General features: G+C 69.8%; 11 protein-coding genes. 5 read left to right on the top strand and 6 right to left on the bottom strand.

What is annotated here, in order from left to right:
* The first annotated feature begins 52 nt into the window (after window positions 1-52).
* Window positions 53-1,360 carry a M28 family metallopeptidase gene (locus Q5762_RS20185; RefSeq protein ID WP_315893564.1) on the top strand — a complete coding sequence of 436 codons (1,308 nt, stop codon included), beginning with the start codon at window positions 53-55 and terminating at the stop codon, window positions 1,358-1,360.
* A gap of 91 nt (window positions 1,361-1,451) precedes the next feature.
* Here the strand turns inward: Q5762_RS20185 and Q5762_RS20180 are convergent, their stop codons facing one another.
* Together Q5762_RS20180 and Q5762_RS20175 are read right to left on the bottom strand one after the other, a co-directional pair.
* Window positions 1,452-2,675, bottom strand: coding sequence for a sigma-E factor regulatory protein RseB domain-containing protein (locus Q5762_RS20180; protein WP_315893563.1), 1,224 nt, complete (start codon window positions 2,673-2,675; stop codon window positions 1,452-1,454).
* Window positions 2,676-2,852: 177 nt separating this feature from the next.
* Window positions 2,853-3,863: a polyprenyl synthetase family protein gene (locus Q5762_RS20175; protein WP_315893562.1), complete on the bottom strand. Its 1,011-nt coding sequence runs from the start codon at window positions 3,861-3,863 to the stop codon at window positions 2,853-2,855.
* Window positions 3,864-4,137: 274 nt separating this feature from the next.
* On the opposite strand from Q5762_RS20175, the gene Q5762_RS20170 reads away from it, so the two are divergent.
* Window positions 4,138-5,643 carry a peptide MFS transporter gene (locus Q5762_RS20170; protein ID WP_315893561.1) on the top strand — a complete coding sequence of 502 codons (1,506 nt, stop codon included), beginning with the start codon at window positions 4,138-4,140 and terminating at the stop codon, window positions 5,641-5,643.
* Between the two features lie 18 nt (window positions 5,644-5,661).
* Complete coding sequence (locus Q5762_RS20165) at window positions 5,662-7,659, top strand: CocE/NonD family hydrolase (RefSeq protein ID WP_315893560.1); 1,998 nt, start codon at window positions 5,662-5,664, stop codon at window positions 7,657-7,659.
* A 59-nt stretch (window positions 7,660-7,718) separates the two neighbouring features.
* Here Q5762_RS20165 and Q5762_RS20160 read toward each other — a convergent pair whose 3' ends face one another.
* Complete coding sequence (locus tag Q5762_RS20160; RefSeq protein ID WP_315893559.1) at window positions 7,719-8,999, bottom strand: LPXTG cell wall anchor domain-containing protein; 1,281 nt, start codon at window positions 8,997-8,999, stop codon at window positions 7,719-7,721.
* Between the two features lie 304 nt (window positions 9,000-9,303).
* Between Q5762_RS20160 and fahA the strand changes: the two genes are divergently transcribed.
* Both fahA and Q5762_RS20150 read left to right on the top strand, forming a co-directional pair.
* Window positions 9,304-10,533, top strand: a complete 1,230-nt coding sequence (fahA, locus tag Q5762_RS20155) for a fumarylacetoacetase (RefSeq protein ID WP_315893558.1) — start codon at window positions 9,304-9,306, stop codon at window positions 10,531-10,533.
* A gap of 99 nt (window positions 10,534-10,632) precedes the next feature.
* Window positions 10,633-11,163: a hypothetical protein gene (locus Q5762_RS20150; RefSeq protein ID WP_315893557.1), complete on the top strand. Its 531-nt coding sequence runs from the start codon at window positions 10,633-10,635 to the stop codon at window positions 11,161-11,163.
* Window positions 11,164-11,227: 64 nt separating this feature from the next.
* Here the strand turns inward: Q5762_RS20150 and nuoN are convergent, their stop codons facing one another.
* From nuoN to nuoL, 3 genes are read right to left on the bottom strand one after another with little or no spacing between them, the layout of a single operon-like run.
* On the bottom strand, window positions 11,228-12,877 hold the full coding sequence (gene nuoN / locus Q5762_RS20145; protein ID WP_315893556.1) for an NADH-quinone oxidoreductase subunit NuoN: 1,650 nt from the start codon (window positions 12,875-12,877) through the stop codon (window positions 11,228-11,230).
* Window positions 12,874-14,478 carry an NADH-quinone oxidoreductase subunit M gene (locus Q5762_RS20140; RefSeq protein WP_315893555.1) on the bottom strand — a complete coding sequence of 535 codons (1,605 nt, stop codon included), beginning with the start codon at window positions 14,476-14,478 and terminating at the stop codon, window positions 12,874-12,876. The genes nuoN and Q5762_RS20140 overlap by 4 nt, the downstream gene beginning before the upstream one ends.
* Window positions 14,479-14,483: 5 nt before the next feature.
* Complete coding sequence (gene nuoL / locus Q5762_RS20135) at window positions 14,484-16,379, bottom strand: NADH-quinone oxidoreductase subunit L (protein ID WP_315893554.1); 1,896 nt, start codon at window positions 16,377-16,379, stop codon at window positions 14,484-14,486.
* Window positions 16,380-16,383: the final 4 nt, after the last annotated feature.

Raw genomic sequence — 16,383 nt, 5'->3', positions numbered from 1 at the left:
GGGGCGTCTCGCACGTTCCGTCCCATCCCCGTTCGGAATCCGGAGCCCCCACATGAAGTTCTCCGTTCCCAGACGTGCCGCCGCGCTCTCCGCCGTCGCCGCGCTCGCCCTCGCCGGCTTCACCGGCGCCTCCGCGAACGCGGCGCCCTCCGCCGCCCTCGCCGCGCCCGACATACCGCTGGCCAACGTCAAGCAGCACCTCACCGACCTCCAGTCGATAGCCACCGCCAACGGCGGCAACCGCGCGCACGGCCGTCCCGGCTACAAGGCGTCCATCGACTTCGTGAAGGCCAAGCTGGACGCGGCCGGATTCACCACCACCGTCCAGCAGTTCACCTCCAGCGGCGCCACCGGCTACAACCTGATCGCCGACTGGCCCGGCGGGGACCCCAACCAGGTCCTCATGGCCGGGGCGCACCTCGACTCGGTCTCCTCCGGTGCCGGAATGAACGACAACGGCTCCGGTTCCGCCGCGGTCCTGGAGACCGCGCTCGCCGTCTCCCGGGCCAACCTCCAGCCGACGAAGCACCTGCGCTTCGGCTGGTGGGGCGCCGAGGAGCTCGGTCTCGTCGGGTCGAAGTACTACGTCAACCAGCTGCCCACCACGGAGCGTTCGAAGTTCTCCGGGTATCTGAACTTCGACATGATCGGCTCGCCGAACCCCGGCTACTTCGTCTACGACGACGACCCGGCCATCGAGCAGACCTTCAAGGACTACTACGCCGGCCTCGGCGTCCCCACCGAGATCGAGACCGAGGGCGACGGCCGCTCGGACCACGCCTCGTTCAAGAACGTCGGCATCCCCGTCGGCGGTCTGTTCACCGGCGCCAGCCGGGTGAAGAGCAGCGCCCAGGTCCAGAAGTGGGGCGGTACGGCCACGGCCTTCGACCGCTGCTACCACTCCTCCTGCGACACCACCTCGAGCATCAACGACACCGCCCTCGACCGCAACAGCGACGCCATCGCCAACGCGATCTGGACCCTGTCGGCCGGTACGACGACGCCGCCCACCGGCACGGTCTTCGAGAACACCGCCGACGTGTCCATCCCGGACAACGGCGCCGCGGTGACCTCCACGGTCAACGTCACCGGCGTCACCGGCAACGCGCCGGCCACGCTCAAGGTGGACGTGAACATCGTCCACACCTATCGCGGTGACCTCGTCGTCGACCTCGTCGCCCCCGACGGCTCGGTCTACAACCTGCACAACCGGTCCGGCGGCAGCGCCGACAACCTCGTCCAGACCTACACCGTGAACGCCTCCTCGGAGGTCGCCAACGGCGCCTGGAAGCTGCGCGTCCAGGACACGGCCGCGATCGACACCGGCTACATCAACAGCGTCAAGCTGACGTTCCCGTAGGTCCCGTAGGTCCTGCAGTACCAAAAGCGCCCGGGTGGGTCGGTGACCATCGCCCCCGACCCACCCGGGGTCCCACTCCGCCTGACGCGCGCTACTTCGCCGCGTTCGCCGCGTCCACGAGCGCCTGCTTCGTCACCGCTCCGACGTACACCTTGCCGTCGTCCGTCATCAGCGCGTTCACGATCTTCGTCTTGAAGACGGTGCCGGAGCCGAACTTCCCGTTGACCTCGTCCCCGAGCGAGTCCAGGAAGCCCTGGACCTCCTTCGGGGCCTCGTCCGTCTTCGGGGCCTTGGCGCCGGTGTCGTACGTCGCGATCGTCGTCCAGCCCTCGCCGATGACGTTCATGCCCTGACCGTCCGAGGAAGCCCCGGGCATCGCGCCGCCGAAGAGGCCGTCCAGGCCGCCGAACTCCTTCTCCAGGTCCTTCTCGACGTCCTTCGGCGCCTTCCGGTGCTCCGGCTCGCCGTCCTCGTTCAGACCCTCGGTCACCTTCGCGCCCTTGGGGGCCTTGAAGTCGAACGTCGAGGCCGCCGGCTTGCCGAAGTCGACCTTCGTGAAGCCCGCGTCGATGACCGGCTTGCCGCCCTCGACCGACGCCAGCGTGAACTTCAGCGGCGTGCCGGTCTTCGCGTCCACCGCGATCTTCACCGAGTCGACCGTCGAGCCGCTCTGCTTCGGCTTGATCACCAGCTGGTACGCGTCCCGGCCGGCCACCGTCGCCGTACCGCCGACCGTGATCGACGTCGTGTCGCCGGCCGCCTTCAGGACCTCGTCCGCGAGCTCCTTGGGCGTGCCCGGCAGCTCCTTGTCCGCCTTCTCGCCGGCAGGACCCTCCGAGGAGGCGCCCTTCTCGTGGAACACCTCGTTGGACTTGCTGTCGTACGCCCAGACGTCGTCGCCGTTGTGGATCAGGCTGTACTCGTCGGAGCCGTCGAGGATCGTCAGCTTCTGCCTGTCCGGGCCGTCCGCCGCCACACGCAGCGTGTGCGAGCCCGAGATCAGCTTGGTCAGCATCTCGGTCGGGTCCGTGGACGGGGTGCCGCCGCCCGCGGCGCCGGACGCCGCGCCGTCCATGAAGCTGTCGGCGAGCCCGGCCACCGACGGCAGGCCGAGGTCCGTGGTCACCTTGAACGTGCCGGACAGCGTCTGCGTGTCCGACGCGGCGATCTTCTCGATCAGCTGCTGTGCCGTGATCTCCGGCAGATCGGGGTCGCCGGACGCCGCCAGCGCCGGTACCAGTCCGATCGTCGCCGCGGCCACTCCGGCCACCGCGAACGGGACGACGTAGCGGCTCGCCTTACGGGTCTCTGCCATGGTCTGTCCTAACCTCCGTGGTCGATGACTCCATCTGACCAAACCGGCGGCTCGGAATCGTCAGACTCCGGACTCAACCTCACGTACTGCTATGGGATGACAGACCCTTAGGGCCCCTGCCCCGAGCGGGGGATCACCGGTGGCCCGGTACCCGCCGCCCGCGCTCCCGGGGGCCGCTCAGCCCGCCCGGTGGACCACCGCGTCGCACAGTTCCATCAGAGCCGACTTCGCGTACCCGTCGGGCAGCGGCGCCAGCATCGCCCGGGCCTCCTCGGCGAACCGGACGGTGTCCCGCCGGGCCTGCTCCAGGGCCGGGTGGACGCGCAGCCGCCGCAGGACCTCCGCGTGCCGGGCGTCGTCGCCGAGGTCGCCGTCGATCAGCTCGACCAGCTCCACGTCCTCCGGGCTCCCGTGCGCCGCCGCGGCGGCCCGCAGGTGGAGGACCGGCAGGGTCGGGATGCCCTCGCGGAGGTCCGTGCCCGGGGTCTTGCCGGACTCGTGCGAGTCGGAGGCGATGTCCAGGACGTCGTCGGCGAGCTGGAAGGCGACGCCGAGCCGCTCCCCGTACTGGGTGAGGATGTCGACGACGCTCTCGTCCGCGCCGGACATCATCGCGCCGAAGCGGCAGGAGACGGCGACCAGCGAGCCGGTCTTGCCACCGAGGACGTCGAGGTAGTGGTCGACCGGGTCGCGGTCGCCCTGCGGGCCGGCCGTCTCCAGGATCTGGCCGGTGACCAGACGTTCGAACGCCTCGGACTGGATCCGTACGGCTTCGGGTCCGAGGTCCGCCAGCGTGTGCGAGGCGCGGGCGAAGAGGAAGTCACCCGTCAGGACGGCGATGGAGTTCCCCCATCGGGTGTTCGCGCTGTCCACCCCGCGCCGCACGTCCGCCTCGTCCATGACGTCGTCGTGGTAGAGGGTCGCCAGGTGGGTGAGCTCGACGACGACGGCCGAGGGCACGACACCCGGCGCGTACGGGTCGCCGAACTGGGCGGCGAGCATCACCAGAAGTGGCCGGAAACGCTTGCCACCTGCCAGGACGAGATGCTGCGCGGCCTCCGTGATGAACGGGATCTCGCTCTTGGTGGCGTCCAGGAGCCCTGCCTCCACGGCCGCCAATCCGGTCTGGACATCGGCCTCAAGAGCCTGGTCCCGCACGCTAAGACCGAACGGCCCGACGACGGTCACGAGGGGGTCTCCTGTCTGCTGACGCCTGCTTCTGCTGCCGAACCACTGCCGAACCACTGCCGAACCACTGCCGAACCACTGCCGAACCACTGCCGAACCACTGCCGTACCACTGCCGTACGACCGCGCAATCACTGCCGACGATCACACGGATTGTCGATGTGTCGCTCGATTCACTCAAGTCAGCGTATCCGGTCGCGTTTCGATCACCATGGGCGCCTTCCCGCCACCCCCGGTATGTTCGTGATCAGTTCATACGACCAGGAGTAGGCGTTTTGTCCCGAACAGTGATCGATATCGACACGAACGGCGAGCGGCCGCCGCCTGAAGACGATCATGCCTTCTTCGGCCAGCCGAAGGGGCTCCTCACCCTCTCGGGTCTGGAGGTCTGGGAGCGGTTCTCCTTCCTCGGCATGCAGGCGATCCTCGTCCTCTACTTCGCCGACACGGTCACCAACGAGGGCCTGGGCATGGACGCGGGCACGGCGGCCTCCGTAGCGGCCGCGTACGGCACGCTCGTCTATCTGGTGTCCGTGGCCGGCGGCTGGCTCGCGGACCGCATCCTCGGCTCGTACCGCGCCGTCCTGTGGGGCGGCGTCCTGATCGCGCTCGGCCACTACTCCATGGCCGTGCCGACGGCCGGTATGACCTGGGTGGGCCTCGGCCTGATCAGCGCCGGTACCGGCCTGCTCAAGCCGAACGTCGCCACCATGGTCGGCAAGCTCTACGCCACCGACGACGACCGCCGCGACGCGGGCTTCGCGCTCTACTACATGGCGATCAACATCGGCGCCTTCGCCGGACCGCTGATCACCGGCTGGCTCGCCGAGCACCGGGGCTACCACTGGGGCTTCTCGGCGGCGGCCATCGGCATGACCTTCGGCCTGATCCAGTACGTCCTGGGCCGCCGTCACCTGGCCGGGCGCAAGCACTCCGCCGAGTTCGCGCTCGCCCCCGACGCGATGCGCCACGCGATCCGGATGATCGTCCTCGGCGTGGTCGTCGTGGGCGCCCTGGGCGGCCTGCTGGCCGGACTCGGCCTGCTGACGATGGACCGCTTCGTCGACCTGCTGACGCTCATCTCGTTGATCGCCCCGGTCGTCTACTTCTGGGTGATGTTCAGGAGCCCCCGGGTCACCCCGGAGGAGCGCGGGCGGCTGAAGCCGTACATCGTGCTCTTCCTGGCCTCGGTGGTCTTCAACTTCATCCTCTTCCAGGCGTACTCGACGATGATCCTGCTGGCCTCCACCAACGCCCGCACCACCATCCTCGGCTTCGACTTCCCGGCCAGCTGGTACGCCTCCGCCCTCGGCGCCTTCGAGGTGGCGCTCGCGCCCGTCGTGGCCGCCGCCTGGGCCCGGATGGGGCACAAGCAGCCGCACGCCTCCAACAAGATCGCCTTCGGCGTGATCCTCGGCGGCCTGTCGTTCCTGCTGATGGTGGTGCCGACGTCCGGGCACACGGACGACACGTACCGGATGGCCGCCTGGTGGATCGTCGGCTCGTACCTGCTGCTCGGCCTCGGTGACGTGCTCCTGGAGACCTCCGGGATGTCCGCGACCAGCAAGCTCGCGCCGAAGGCCTTCTCCAGCCAGACCATGTCGCTCTGGTTCCTCTCCCTCGCGCTCGCCAACGGCATCCAGGCGCAGACGGTGAAGCTGTACGACGACGTCTCCAAGCCCGCCTACTTCGGCGTCAACGGAGCCATCGCGGTCGTCGCGGGCCTCGTCGTGATCGCCATGGCGCCCTGGCTGCGCCGCACCATGCACCCCGTCCACTGAGGTCCGTGGAGGCCCGTCATGCGCATCCGCACCGAGTTCCCGTACGAGACGACCCACGAGGACGTCCGGATCCCGCTCCCGGACGGCACGCGGCTGTACGCCCGGATCTGGCGCCCGGTCACCGACGAGCCCGTCCCCGCCCTCCTGGAGTACCTCCCGTACCGCCTGAGCGACTGGACGGCGCCCCGCGACCGGCAGCGCCACCCCTGGTACGCCGGGCACGGCTACGCCTCCGTACGCGTCGACGTGCGCGGGCACGGCAACAGCGAGGGGCTGCCGGGCGACGAGTACGACCCCGTGGAGCTGGCGGACGGCGTGGCGGTGGTGAACTGGCTCGCCGAACAGCCCTGGTGCACGGGGAAGGTCGGCATGTTCGGGATCTCCTGGGGCGGCTTCAACTCGCTCCAGATCGCCGCGCTCGCGCCCGAGCCGCTGAAGGCGATCGTCACGGTCTGCTCGACCGACGACCGCTACGACAACGACGTCCACTACATGGGCGGATCTGTTCTCGCCGTCGACATGCACGCCTGGGCGGCGACCATGCTCGCCTTCGTCTGCCGGCCGCCGGACCCGCTGCACGTGGGCGAGGAGTGGCGGGAGATGTGGCTGCGGCGCCTGGAGGCCGTGAACCCCCTGATCCACACCTGGCTGGCCCACCAGACCCGGGACGCGTACTGGCGGCACGGCAGCGTCTGCGAGGAGTACGGGGCGATCGGGGCGGCCGTCCTGGCGGTGGGCGGCTGGCACGACCCGTACCGGGACACCGTGCTGCGGCTGGTCGAGCACCTCCCGCAGGACCGGGTGCGGGGCATCATCGGCCCGTGGTCGCACCAGTACCCGGACCGCGGGCTTCCGCCGGGCCCGGCGATCGGCTTCCTCCAGGAGACGCTGCGCTGGTGGGACCACCACCTCAAGGGCGCGGACAACGACGTGATGGCCGAACCGCTGCTGCGCTCCTGGATCAGCGCGTCGCACCCGCCGGCGACCGTCTACGAGGAGCTGCCGGGCCGCTGGGTGGCCGACCCGGCCTGGCCCTCGCCGAACGTCACCCCGATGACGTACGCGTTCCAGGGCGGCCCGGTCCTGGTGGATTCCCCCCAGCCGACGGGCCTGGACGCGGGCCGCTTCTTCCCGTTCGGCAACGACGCGGACCTGCCGCCGGACCAGCGTGACGAAGACGCCCACTCGGCCTGCTTCGACTTCCCGGTACCGGAGGAGGTCGGTCCGATCGAGATCCTGGGCCGCCCGAAGGTGAGCCTGTCGCTGACGACCCCGGCCCCCACCGGCCAGGTCATCGCCCGCCTCTGCGACGTCGCGCCTGACGGCTCGTCGACCCTGGTCACCCGGGGCGTACTGAACTTCTCCGCCCGCTACGGCCGCGACCGGGCGGTGGAGGCGCAGGTCGGCGAGTCCGAGGACTTCGTCTTCGAGCTGAACGGCATCGGCCACACCTTCCCGCCCGGCCACCGGGTGCGCCTCGCCGTCTCCTCCGCGTACTGGCCCTGGATCTGGCCCCAGCCGGACGCGGCGGGCTTCACCCTGGACCCGGTCACCTCACACCTGACCCTCCCGGTCCGCGGCCCCACGACCGACGCGGTCGAGTGGCAGGAGCCGGAACAGTCCGAACCCCTGAGCGTGGTGATCCCGGCGACCCTGGAGGAGCCCCGCCCGGAGCGCCTGCTGGTACGGGACGTGGCCAAGGGCGAGTGGCGCCTTGAGGTGGACCCGCGCTACGGCGGTACGCGGGTCTACCCGGACGGCCTGGAGTTCACCGAGGACGCGCTGGAGACGTACACGATCACCGAGAACGACCCCCTGTCGGCCCACACCCGCTCCGACTGGCGGATCCGCCTGCACCGGCCGGACGTGGCGTGGGACGTGACGGTCGACTCCCGCTCGGAGATCACGTGCGACGCGGACGCGTTCATGACGTCGAACGAGGTGGTGTGCAAGGAGGGCGGCGAGGTCGTCTTCCACCGCACCTGGGAGAAGACGATTCCGCGCACGGCGGGCTGAGCAGCACGGAAAGGGCCCGCGTTCCTCGTGGAACGCGGGCCCTTCGTTCAGCCTACGGATCAGGCGTCCGCGCCGGCCTTACGGCGGCGGACGACGATCATCGCGCCGGCGCCGATGGCGACGGCCGCGGCGCCCGCGAGGGCGAGCTGCGCATTGGCGTCGCTCGAACCGGTCTTGGCGAGCGTGCCGTTGGTGACCGGGGTGGTGGAGGTGGCGCCCTGCTGGGTGGTGTTCTTGGTGCCGGGGGTGCCCTTGGCGTCCTCCACCTTGCCCGGCGTGCTGCCCTTGGCGAGGATGTCGAACTCGTACTCGGTCAGGTCCGGCGTGCCGCCGCAGGTCCCGTCCTCGTTCCAGAAGTCACCCGCGGAGAAGGTGATGCCCTGGCCGGCCGGGGTGTCCGCGTCCACCTTCAGGCGGAGCTTGATGTCGGCGGAGGTCTTGGACTTCAGGGTGCCGACCGGCAGCTCCTCGGCGACGGGGACGTCGTTCCACGTGCCCCCGGAGTTCCACTCCAGGTCGAGGTACTTGTCGAGGGGCTTGAGGCCCTTCTCGTCGAAGGCGTTCAGGGCGACGAAGGCGTACGCCTCGTCGATCGTCCGCTCGGTGCCGTTGGTCAGGGTCAGCTTGAACTCGACCGTGGTGCCGGCGACGACCTTCGAGGGCAGACCGGTCACCACGGAGGTGAACTTCTCGTCGGGGAAGCAGTCCTCGTACGGCGGCGGCTCCTCCTCGCCCGCTTCCTCCTCGGCCTTCTTCAGGGCCTCCTTGGCGGCGTTCAGGGTCTTGAGGGCCCCGTCCCTGACCTTCTGGGCCTCGCCGATCTTCCTGGCGGTGGCGACCCGCTCGTCGTCGATCTTCGTGTCCGCCTTCACGACCTCCGCGTCAGCGGCGGTCTTCGCGGTGGCGGCCTCGGCGGCGGCCGTCTTCGCGTCGGTGAGGGCCTGCTCCGCGGCGGCCTTCTCCTCGGGGGTGGCCTCGGGCGCCAGCGCGTCGAGCGCGGCCTGGGCCTCCACGACCTCGGCGTCGGCGGCGGTCTTCTTGGTGGCGGCCTCCGCGGCGGCCGTCTTCGCGGCGGCGAGGGCCACCTGAAGCTCGTGCTCGGGCTTGCTGAAGGCCTCCAGGGCCTCTATGAGCTCCTCCACGGTGAGGAGAGCGGCGTCGTACGCCTTCTGCGCGGCCTCGACGTCCTTCTTCAGCTGGTCGATCGTCGGCTGCTGCTCCTGCGTCTGGGCGGGAGCGGCCGGCTTGGTGTCGGCGAACGCCGGGGCGGCCGACAGGAAGACGACGGGAGTCGTCACGGCGGCGGCCACGGCCGTCGCGAGAATGCGGCGAATCTTCAAGGTGGACCTTTTCTGGTCAGGAGTGGTCGGTGACGACAAAGCAAAGAGGGAGTCGCTCCTGCGGGAACCTCACGCGGCGCGACGATGCCGTGATCGTATGACCGGAATAAGCCCCCGGAAAAGGGGGAATTGAACGCGCTCAGTCGCGAAGATCACGCACAGCTCACCCACAGGACGCATAAACCGCGCATACATGGACAGTTGTGCACGGAGGCCCCACTTTCTCTGTGATCCATGTCATCCGCGCCCGGCGGCCCGACCCGTAACGTGTCCCCCACACCCGTGGAAAGCGAGGCAAGCACCGATGCCCGAGCAGTCCCCGCTCGACCTGGCCGAGGGCGATCCCTTCGGCCCGCACAACCTTCCGTACGGCGTCTTCTCCCCCGCCGACGAGTCCGACCGGCGGAGGGTCGGCGTCCGCATCGGCGGCCATGTCCTCGACGCGGGGGCCGCGGCGCACGCGCTCGGCTCGCCCTACGCCGCCCTGCTCGCGCAGCCGAACCTGAACCCGCTGCTCGCCGCCGGCCGCACCGCCTGGCGGGACGTGCGCCGGGCCCTGACGGCCTGGGTGACGGTACCCGCGCACCGACCGGTCATAGAGCCGCTGCTGTACCCGCTCGACACCGTCACGCTCCACCTGCCGTTCGAGGTCGCGGACTACGTCGACTTCTACGCGAGCGAGCACCACGCCACCAACGTGGGCCGGATCTTCCGCCCCGACGGCGACGCACTCACCCCCAACTGGAAGCACCTGCCGATCGGTTACCACGGCCGTGCGGGCACGGTCGTGGTCTCCGGCACCGATGTCGTACGCCCCGCCGGGCAGCGCAAGGCGCCCACCGACCCCGCCCCCGTCTTCGGGCCCTCGGTGAAGCTGGACATCGAAGCGGAGGTCGGCTTCGTCGTCGGCACCCCCTCCGCGCACGGCACGCCGGTCCCGCTGGCCGACTTCCGCGAGCACGTCTTCGGTCTGACGCTCCTCAACGACTGGTCGGCGCGCGACATCCAGGCCTGGGAGTACGTCCCGCTCGGCCCCTTCCTGGGCAAGTCCTTCGCCACGTCCGTCTCCGCCTGGGTGACCCCCCTGGAGGCCCTCGACGCGGCCAGGACGGCCCCGCCGGCCCGGGAGTTCGACCTCCTCCCCTACCTGGACGACGCCACGGACGAGGAGCCCGGCGGCTTCGACCTGCGGATCACGGTCGAGATCAACGGCCAGGTCGTCTCCGAGCCGCCGTTCGCCACCATGTACTGGACCGCCGCCCAGCAGCTCGCCCACATGACGGTCAACGGCGCCTCGCTGCGCACCGGTGACCTGTACGGCTCCGGCACGGTCTCGGGGCCCGAGACGCACCAGCGCGGCTCGCTCCTCGAACTGACCTGGAACGGCCGCGACGCGCTCGAACTGCCCACCGGGAAGCGGACGTTCCTGGAGGACGGCGACGAGGTCACGCTCACCGCGTGGGCCCCGGGACCGGACGGTACGCAGGTCGCGCTCGGCGAGGTGACCGGGCGGATCGTTCCGGCGCCCTCCTGACCCTCCAATGGGTCACCCCGCGTGCGGTGCCCCTCACCGGCGGCCCATGCTGCTTGTCGGTGGGGGGACACCCGGCTCTCCCGTCCAAGGAGCACGCAGATGCCCGCACGACCCCGTCCGCTCATAGCCGCCCTCGGTCTCGCGGCCGCCACCTCGCTGGCCCTGGTGACGGCCCCTGCCTCGGCCGCGAAGGGCAACGACTGGCCCCACCCGGACCTGGAGAAGGCCTACGACGCCACGGTCGCGTACAAGTCCGAGCAGGCCGCCCTGAACGACGGCTACCTCCGAACGGACGACTGCGTCGAGGACCCGACGCTCGGCGGCATGGGCTACCACTACGTCAATCCCGCGCACCTCGGCTCCACCGACCCGACCAAGCCCGCCGCCCTGCTCTACGTGGACGACCACAAGGGCGGGCGGAAGCTGGTCGCGCTCGAGTACGTCGTCCCCAACACGGGCCGGCCCACGCCGCGGATCTTCGACCGTGACTTCGACCCGGCGGCCGTCATCCCACCGGTGGGCGATGTCTACACGCTGCACGCCTGGATCTTCAAGAAGAACCCGAAGGGCGTGTTCACCCCGCACAACCCGAAGGTGACATGCGACTGCCCGGAGAAGACGGCATCGTAGACACGCGTCAGGGCCCGGCCGCCGCTAGCGCGGAGACCGGGCCCTGAGCCGTGTGCGAGCCGCCCTACCGGACGAACACGCTCGCCTGGCTCGCCAGGTCCAGGAAGTACTGCGGCGCGAGGCCGAGCACCAGCGTGACCGCGACGCCCACCGTGATCGTGGCCGCCGTGAACACCGACGGCACGGCGACCGTCGGGCCGTCCGCCTTCGGCTCGCTGAAGAACATCAGCACGATCACCCGGATGTAGAAGAACGCGGCGATCGCCGACGAGACGACACCGACGACGACCAGCGCGCCCGCGCCGCCCTCGGCCGCCGCCTTGAAGACCGCGAACTTGCCCGAGAAGCCGGAGGTCAGCGGGATGCCGGCGAAGGCGAGCAGGAACACCGCGAAGACCGCCGCGACCAGCGGCGAACGGCGGCCCAGGCCCGCCCACTTGGACAGGTGCGTCGCCTCGCCGCCCGCGTCCCGGACCAGCGTGACGACCGCGAACGCGCCGATCGTCACGAAGGAGTACGCGCCCAGGTAGAAGAGCACGGACGAGATGCCGCTGGGCGTGGCCGCGATGACACCGGCGAGCAGGAAGCCCGCGTGCGCGATCGAGGAGTACGCGAGGAGCCGCTTGATGTCGGTCTGGGTGATCGCGACGATCGCGCCGCCCAGCATGGTGACGATCGCGACGCCCCACATGACCGGCCGCCAGTCCCAGGTGAGGCCCGGCAGCACCACGTACAGCAGCCGCAGCAGCGCGCCGAACGCGGCGACCTTCGTCGCGGCCGCCATGAAGCCGGTGACGGGGGTCGGCGCGCCCTGGTAGACGTCCGGGGTCCACATGTGGAACGGCACGGCACCGACCTTGAAGAGCAGCCCCATGAGGACCAGCGCGAAGCCGATGAGCAGCAGGACGTCGTTGCCCATGGTCTGGGCGAGGGCCGGGTCGACCGAGGTGACCGTGCCGTCGACGACGTTCGCGATGGTGGCGTACGAGACAGAGCCCGCGTAGCCGTAGAGCAGGGCGATGCCGAAGAGCAGGAACGCCGAGGAGAAGGCGCCGAGGAGGAAGTACTTGACCGCGGCCTCCTGCGACATGAGCCGCTTGCGGCGGGCGACGGCGCAGAGCAGGTAGAGCGGGAGGGAGAAGACCTCCAGGGCGATGAAGAGCGTCAGGAGGTCGTTGGCGGCCGGGAAGACCAGCATGCCGGCGATGGCGAACAGCGCCAGCGGGAAGACCTCGGTGGTGGTGAACCCGGCCTTGACCGCCGCCTTCTCCTGGTCGCTGCCGGGCACGGCGGCGGCCTCGGCGGCGAAGGAGTCGACCTGGTGGCCGTGGTCGGCCGGGTCGAGCCTGCGCTCGGCGAAGGTGAAGACGGCGACGAGCGAGGCCAGCAGGATCGTGCCCTGGAGGAAGAGCGCCGGGCCGTCGACGGCGATGGCGCCCATGGCCGCGATGTGCGCCTTGGTGGAGCCGTAGCCGCCGGCGGCGAGGCCGACGATCGCGGCGAAGGCGGCGACCAGGGCGAGCACGGTCAGGAACACCTGGGCGGCGTAGCGGCCCTTGCGGGGCACGGCGGCCTCGACCAGGACGCTGACGACAGCGGCGCCGACCACGATGAGTACGGGTGAGAGCTGGACGTACTCGATGCGGGGTGCCGGGATCTTGGTCAACGGCTCGGCAGCCGTCGTCCACAGGCTGTGGACAGCCGTCGCACTCACTTGGCCTCCACGGTTTGGAGAGGAACGGTGGGCTGGGGGTCACTCTGCTGGACATCGGACATGGTGTGCGTGACGGCGGGGTTCACGATGTCCGTCAGCGGCTTCGGGAACACCCCGAGGAGGATCAGCAGGGCGATCAGCGGGGCGACCACGACGAGTTCGCGCACCCGCAGGTCCGGCATGGTCCGGATCTCCTCCGTCTTCACCGGGCCCGTCATCGTCCGCTGGTACAGGACGAGGGTGTAGAGCGCGGCGAGCACGATGCCGGTGGTGGCGATGATGCCGGCCACCGGGTACCGGGCGAACGTGCCGACCAGGACCAGGAATTCACTCACGAAGGGTGCGAGTCCCGGCAGCGAGAGGGTGGCCAGACCGCCGACCAGGAAGGTGCCGGCGAGCACCGGGGCGACCTTCTGCACACCGCCGTAGTCCGCGATGAGCCGCGAGCCGCGCCGGCTGATCAGGAAGCCGGCCACCAGCATCAGGGCGGCCGTCGAGATCCCGTGGTTGACCATGTACAGCGTCGCGCCGCTCTGGCCCTGGGTGGTCATCGCGAAGATGCCCATGATGATGAAGCCGAAGTGCGAGATCGAGGCGTACGCGACCAGGCGCTTGATGTCCCGCTGGCCGACCGCGACCAGCGCGCCGTACACGATGCTGATCAGCGCGAGCACGATGATCGCCGGGGTCGCCCACTTCGAGGCCTCCGGGAAGAGCTGGAGGCAGAAGCGGAGCATCGCGAACGTGCCGACCTTGTCGACCACCGCCGTGATGAGCACGGCGACCGGAGCGGTCGCCTCCCCCATCGCGTTCGGCAGCCAGGTGTGCAGCGGCCACAGCGGCGCCTTCACCGCGAAGGCGAAGAAGAAGCCGAGGAACAGCAGCCGTTCGGTGTTGGTCGCCATCTCCAGCGAGCCGTCGGCGCGGGCGGCGGCGATCTCGGTGAGCGAGAAGTTCCCCGCGACCACGTAGAGCCCGATGACGGCGGCCAGCATGATCAGCCCGCCGACCAGGTTGTAGAGCAGGAACTTCACGGCCGCGTACGAACGCTGGGCCGCCGCGTTCTCGTCCGTGCCCGCGTGGGCGCGGTCGCCGAAGCCGCCGATGAGGAAGTACATCGGGATGAGCATGGCTTCGAAGAGGATGTAGAAGAGGAAGACGTCGGTGGCCTCGAAGGAGAGGATCACCATCGCCTCGACCATCAGGATCAGGGCGAAGAAGCCCTGCGTCGGCCGCCAGCGCGAGGACTTCGTCTCCAGGGGGTCGGCGTCGTGCCAGCCGGCCATGATGATGAAGGGGATCAGCAGCGCGGTGAGCGCGATCAGCGCCACCCCGATGCCGTCCACGCCCAGTTCGTAACGGACGCCGAAGTCCTTGATCCAGGAGTGGGATTCGACGAGTTGGTACCGGTCGCCGCCGGGCTCGAAGCGGACCATGACGACCGCCGCGAGCACCAGCGTGACCAGCGAGACCAGCAGGGCCAGCCACTTGGCCGCGGTACGACGGGCTGCGGGGACGGCGGCGGTGAGGATCGCACCGACCGCCGGCACCGCTGCCGTCGCCGTCAGGATCGGGAACCCTGCGTTCACTACTTGCGACATGGCAGTTACACCGCCCTCATCAGCAGGGTCGCGGCGATCAGCACCGCCGTACCTCCGAACATGGAGACCGCATACGTGCGGGCGTAGCCGTTCTGCAGCTTGCGCAGCCGGCCGGACAGACCGCCGACCGAGGCCGCGGTGCCGTTGACGACCCCGTCGACCAGGGTGTGGTCGACGTAGACGAGCGAGCGGGTGAGATGCGTGCCGCCCGTCACGAAGACGGCGTGGTTGAAGTCGTCCTGGAGCAGGTCGCGGCGGGCGGCCCGGGTGAGCAGCGAGCCGCGCGGGGCGGTGACCGGGACCGGCCTGCGTCCGTACTGGAGGTAAGCGAGCCCGACGCCGAGCACCATGACGGCGACCGTGGCGGAGGTGATGGCTCCGGCGCTGATCGGCGGTTGCCCGTGCTCGAACGCGGTCACCGGCTCCAGCCAGTTGATGAACCGGTCGCCGATGCTGAAGAAGCCACCCGCGGCCACGGACCCGACGGCCAGCAGGATCATCGGGACCGTCATGGACCTGGGCGACTCGTGCGGGTGCGGCAACTCACCCTTCTCGTCGGCCTGCCAGCGCTTCTCGCCGAAGAAGGTCATCAGCATCACGCGCGTCATGTAGTACGCGGTGATGGCGGCGCCGAGCAGCGTGACCGCGCCGAGGATCCAGCCCTCGGTACCGCCCTTGGCGAAGGCCGCCTCGATGATCTTGTCCTTGGAGAAGAAGCCGGACAGGCCCGGGAAGCCGATGATCGCGAGGTAGCCGAGGCCGAAGGTGACGAACGTGACCGGCATGTACTTCCGCAGGCCGCCGTAACGCCGCATGTCGACCTCGTCGTTCATGCCGTGCATGACCGAACCGGCGCCGAGGAAGAGCCCGGCCTTGAAGAAGCCGTGCGTGACCAGGTGCATGATCGCGAAGACGTAGCCGATCGGGCCGAGGCCCGCCGCCAGGATCATGTAGCCGATCTGCGACATCGTCGAGCCGGCCAGGGCCTTCTTGATGTCGTCCTTCGCGCAACCGACGATCGCACCGAAGAGGAGCGTGACCGCGCCGACCACGACTACCACGAGCTGGGCGTCCGGGGCGGCGTTGAAGATGTCGGCGGAGCGGACGATGAGATAGACACCGGCGGTGACCATCGTCGCCGCGTGGATGAGGGCCGAGACCGGGGTCGGGCCCTCCATCGCGTCGCCGAGCCAGGACTGCAGCGGCACCTGGGCCGACTTGCCGCAGGCGGCGAGCAGCAGCATCAGGCCGATCGCCGTCAGCGTGCCCTCGCTCGTCTCACCGGTGGCCTCCAGGACCGGCCCGAAGGCGAAGGTCCCGAAGGTGGTGAACATGATCATGATGGCGATCGACAGGCCCATATCGCCGACCCGGTTGACCAGGAAGGCCTTCTTCGCGGCGGTGGCCGCGCTGGGCTTGTGCTGCCAGAAGCCGATCAGGAGGTACGAGGCGAGGCCGACGCCCTCCCAGCCGAAGTAGAGGAGCAGGTAGTTGTCGGCGAGGACGAGGAGCAGCATCGCCGCGAGGAACAGGTTCAGATAGCCGAAGAAGCGGCGCTTGCGCTCGTCGTGCTCCATGTACCCGATCGAGTACACGTGGATCAGCGAGCCGACGCCGGTGATCAGCAGCACGAACGTCATCGACAGCTGGTCGAGCTGGAAGGCGACGTCCGCCTGGAAGCCCTCGACCGGGATCCAGGTCCACAGGTTCTGGTACAGCGCCCGGTCGTCGGCGCTCTTGCCGAGCATGTCGGCGAAGAGGACCGCGCCGATGACGAAGGAGGTGGCCGCGAGCAGCGTGCCGAGCAGCGGCCCGACCTTGTCGAGGCGCCGCCCGCCGCACAGCAGCACGGCCGCTCCCAGGAGAGGCGCCGCGACGAGCAGAGCAATCAGGTTCTCCACGATT

This window comes from Streptomyces sp. P9(2023) (assembly GCF_032436795.1).
Taxonomy (GTDB): domain Bacteria; phylum Actinomycetota; class Actinomycetes; order Streptomycetales; family Streptomycetaceae; genus Streptomyces.
Note: the sequence above shows the minus strand (reverse complement) of the source record. Positions and strands in the feature narration are given on the sequence as shown.

What these genes read in the sequence shown, in the direction of transcription:
- Q5762_RS20185 (WP_315893564.1), top strand. Translation starts at nt 53, where the DNA reads ATGAAGTTCTCCGTTCCCAGACGTGCCGCCGCGCTCTCCGCCGTCGCC.
- Q5762_RS20165 (WP_315893560.1), top strand. Translation starts at nt 5,662, where the DNA reads ATGCGCATCCGCACCGAGTTCCCGTACGAGACGACCCACGAGGACGTC.
- Q5762_RS20150 (WP_315893557.1), top strand. Translation starts at nt 10,633, where the DNA reads ATGCCCGCACGACCCCGTCCGCTCATAGCCGCCCTCGGTCTCGCGGCC.
- fahA (WP_315893558.1), top strand. Translation starts at nt 9,304, where the DNA reads ATGCCCGAGCAGTCCCCGCTCGACCTGGCCGAGGGCGATCCCTTCGGC.
- Q5762_RS20140 (WP_315893555.1), bottom strand. Translation starts at nt 14,478, where the DNA reads ATGTCGCAAGTAGTGAACGCAGGGTTCCCGATCCTGACGGCGACGGCA.
- Q5762_RS20180 (WP_315893563.1), bottom strand. Translation starts at nt 2,675, where the DNA reads ATGGCAGAGACCCGTAAGGCGAGCCGCTACGTCGTCCCGTTCGCGGTG.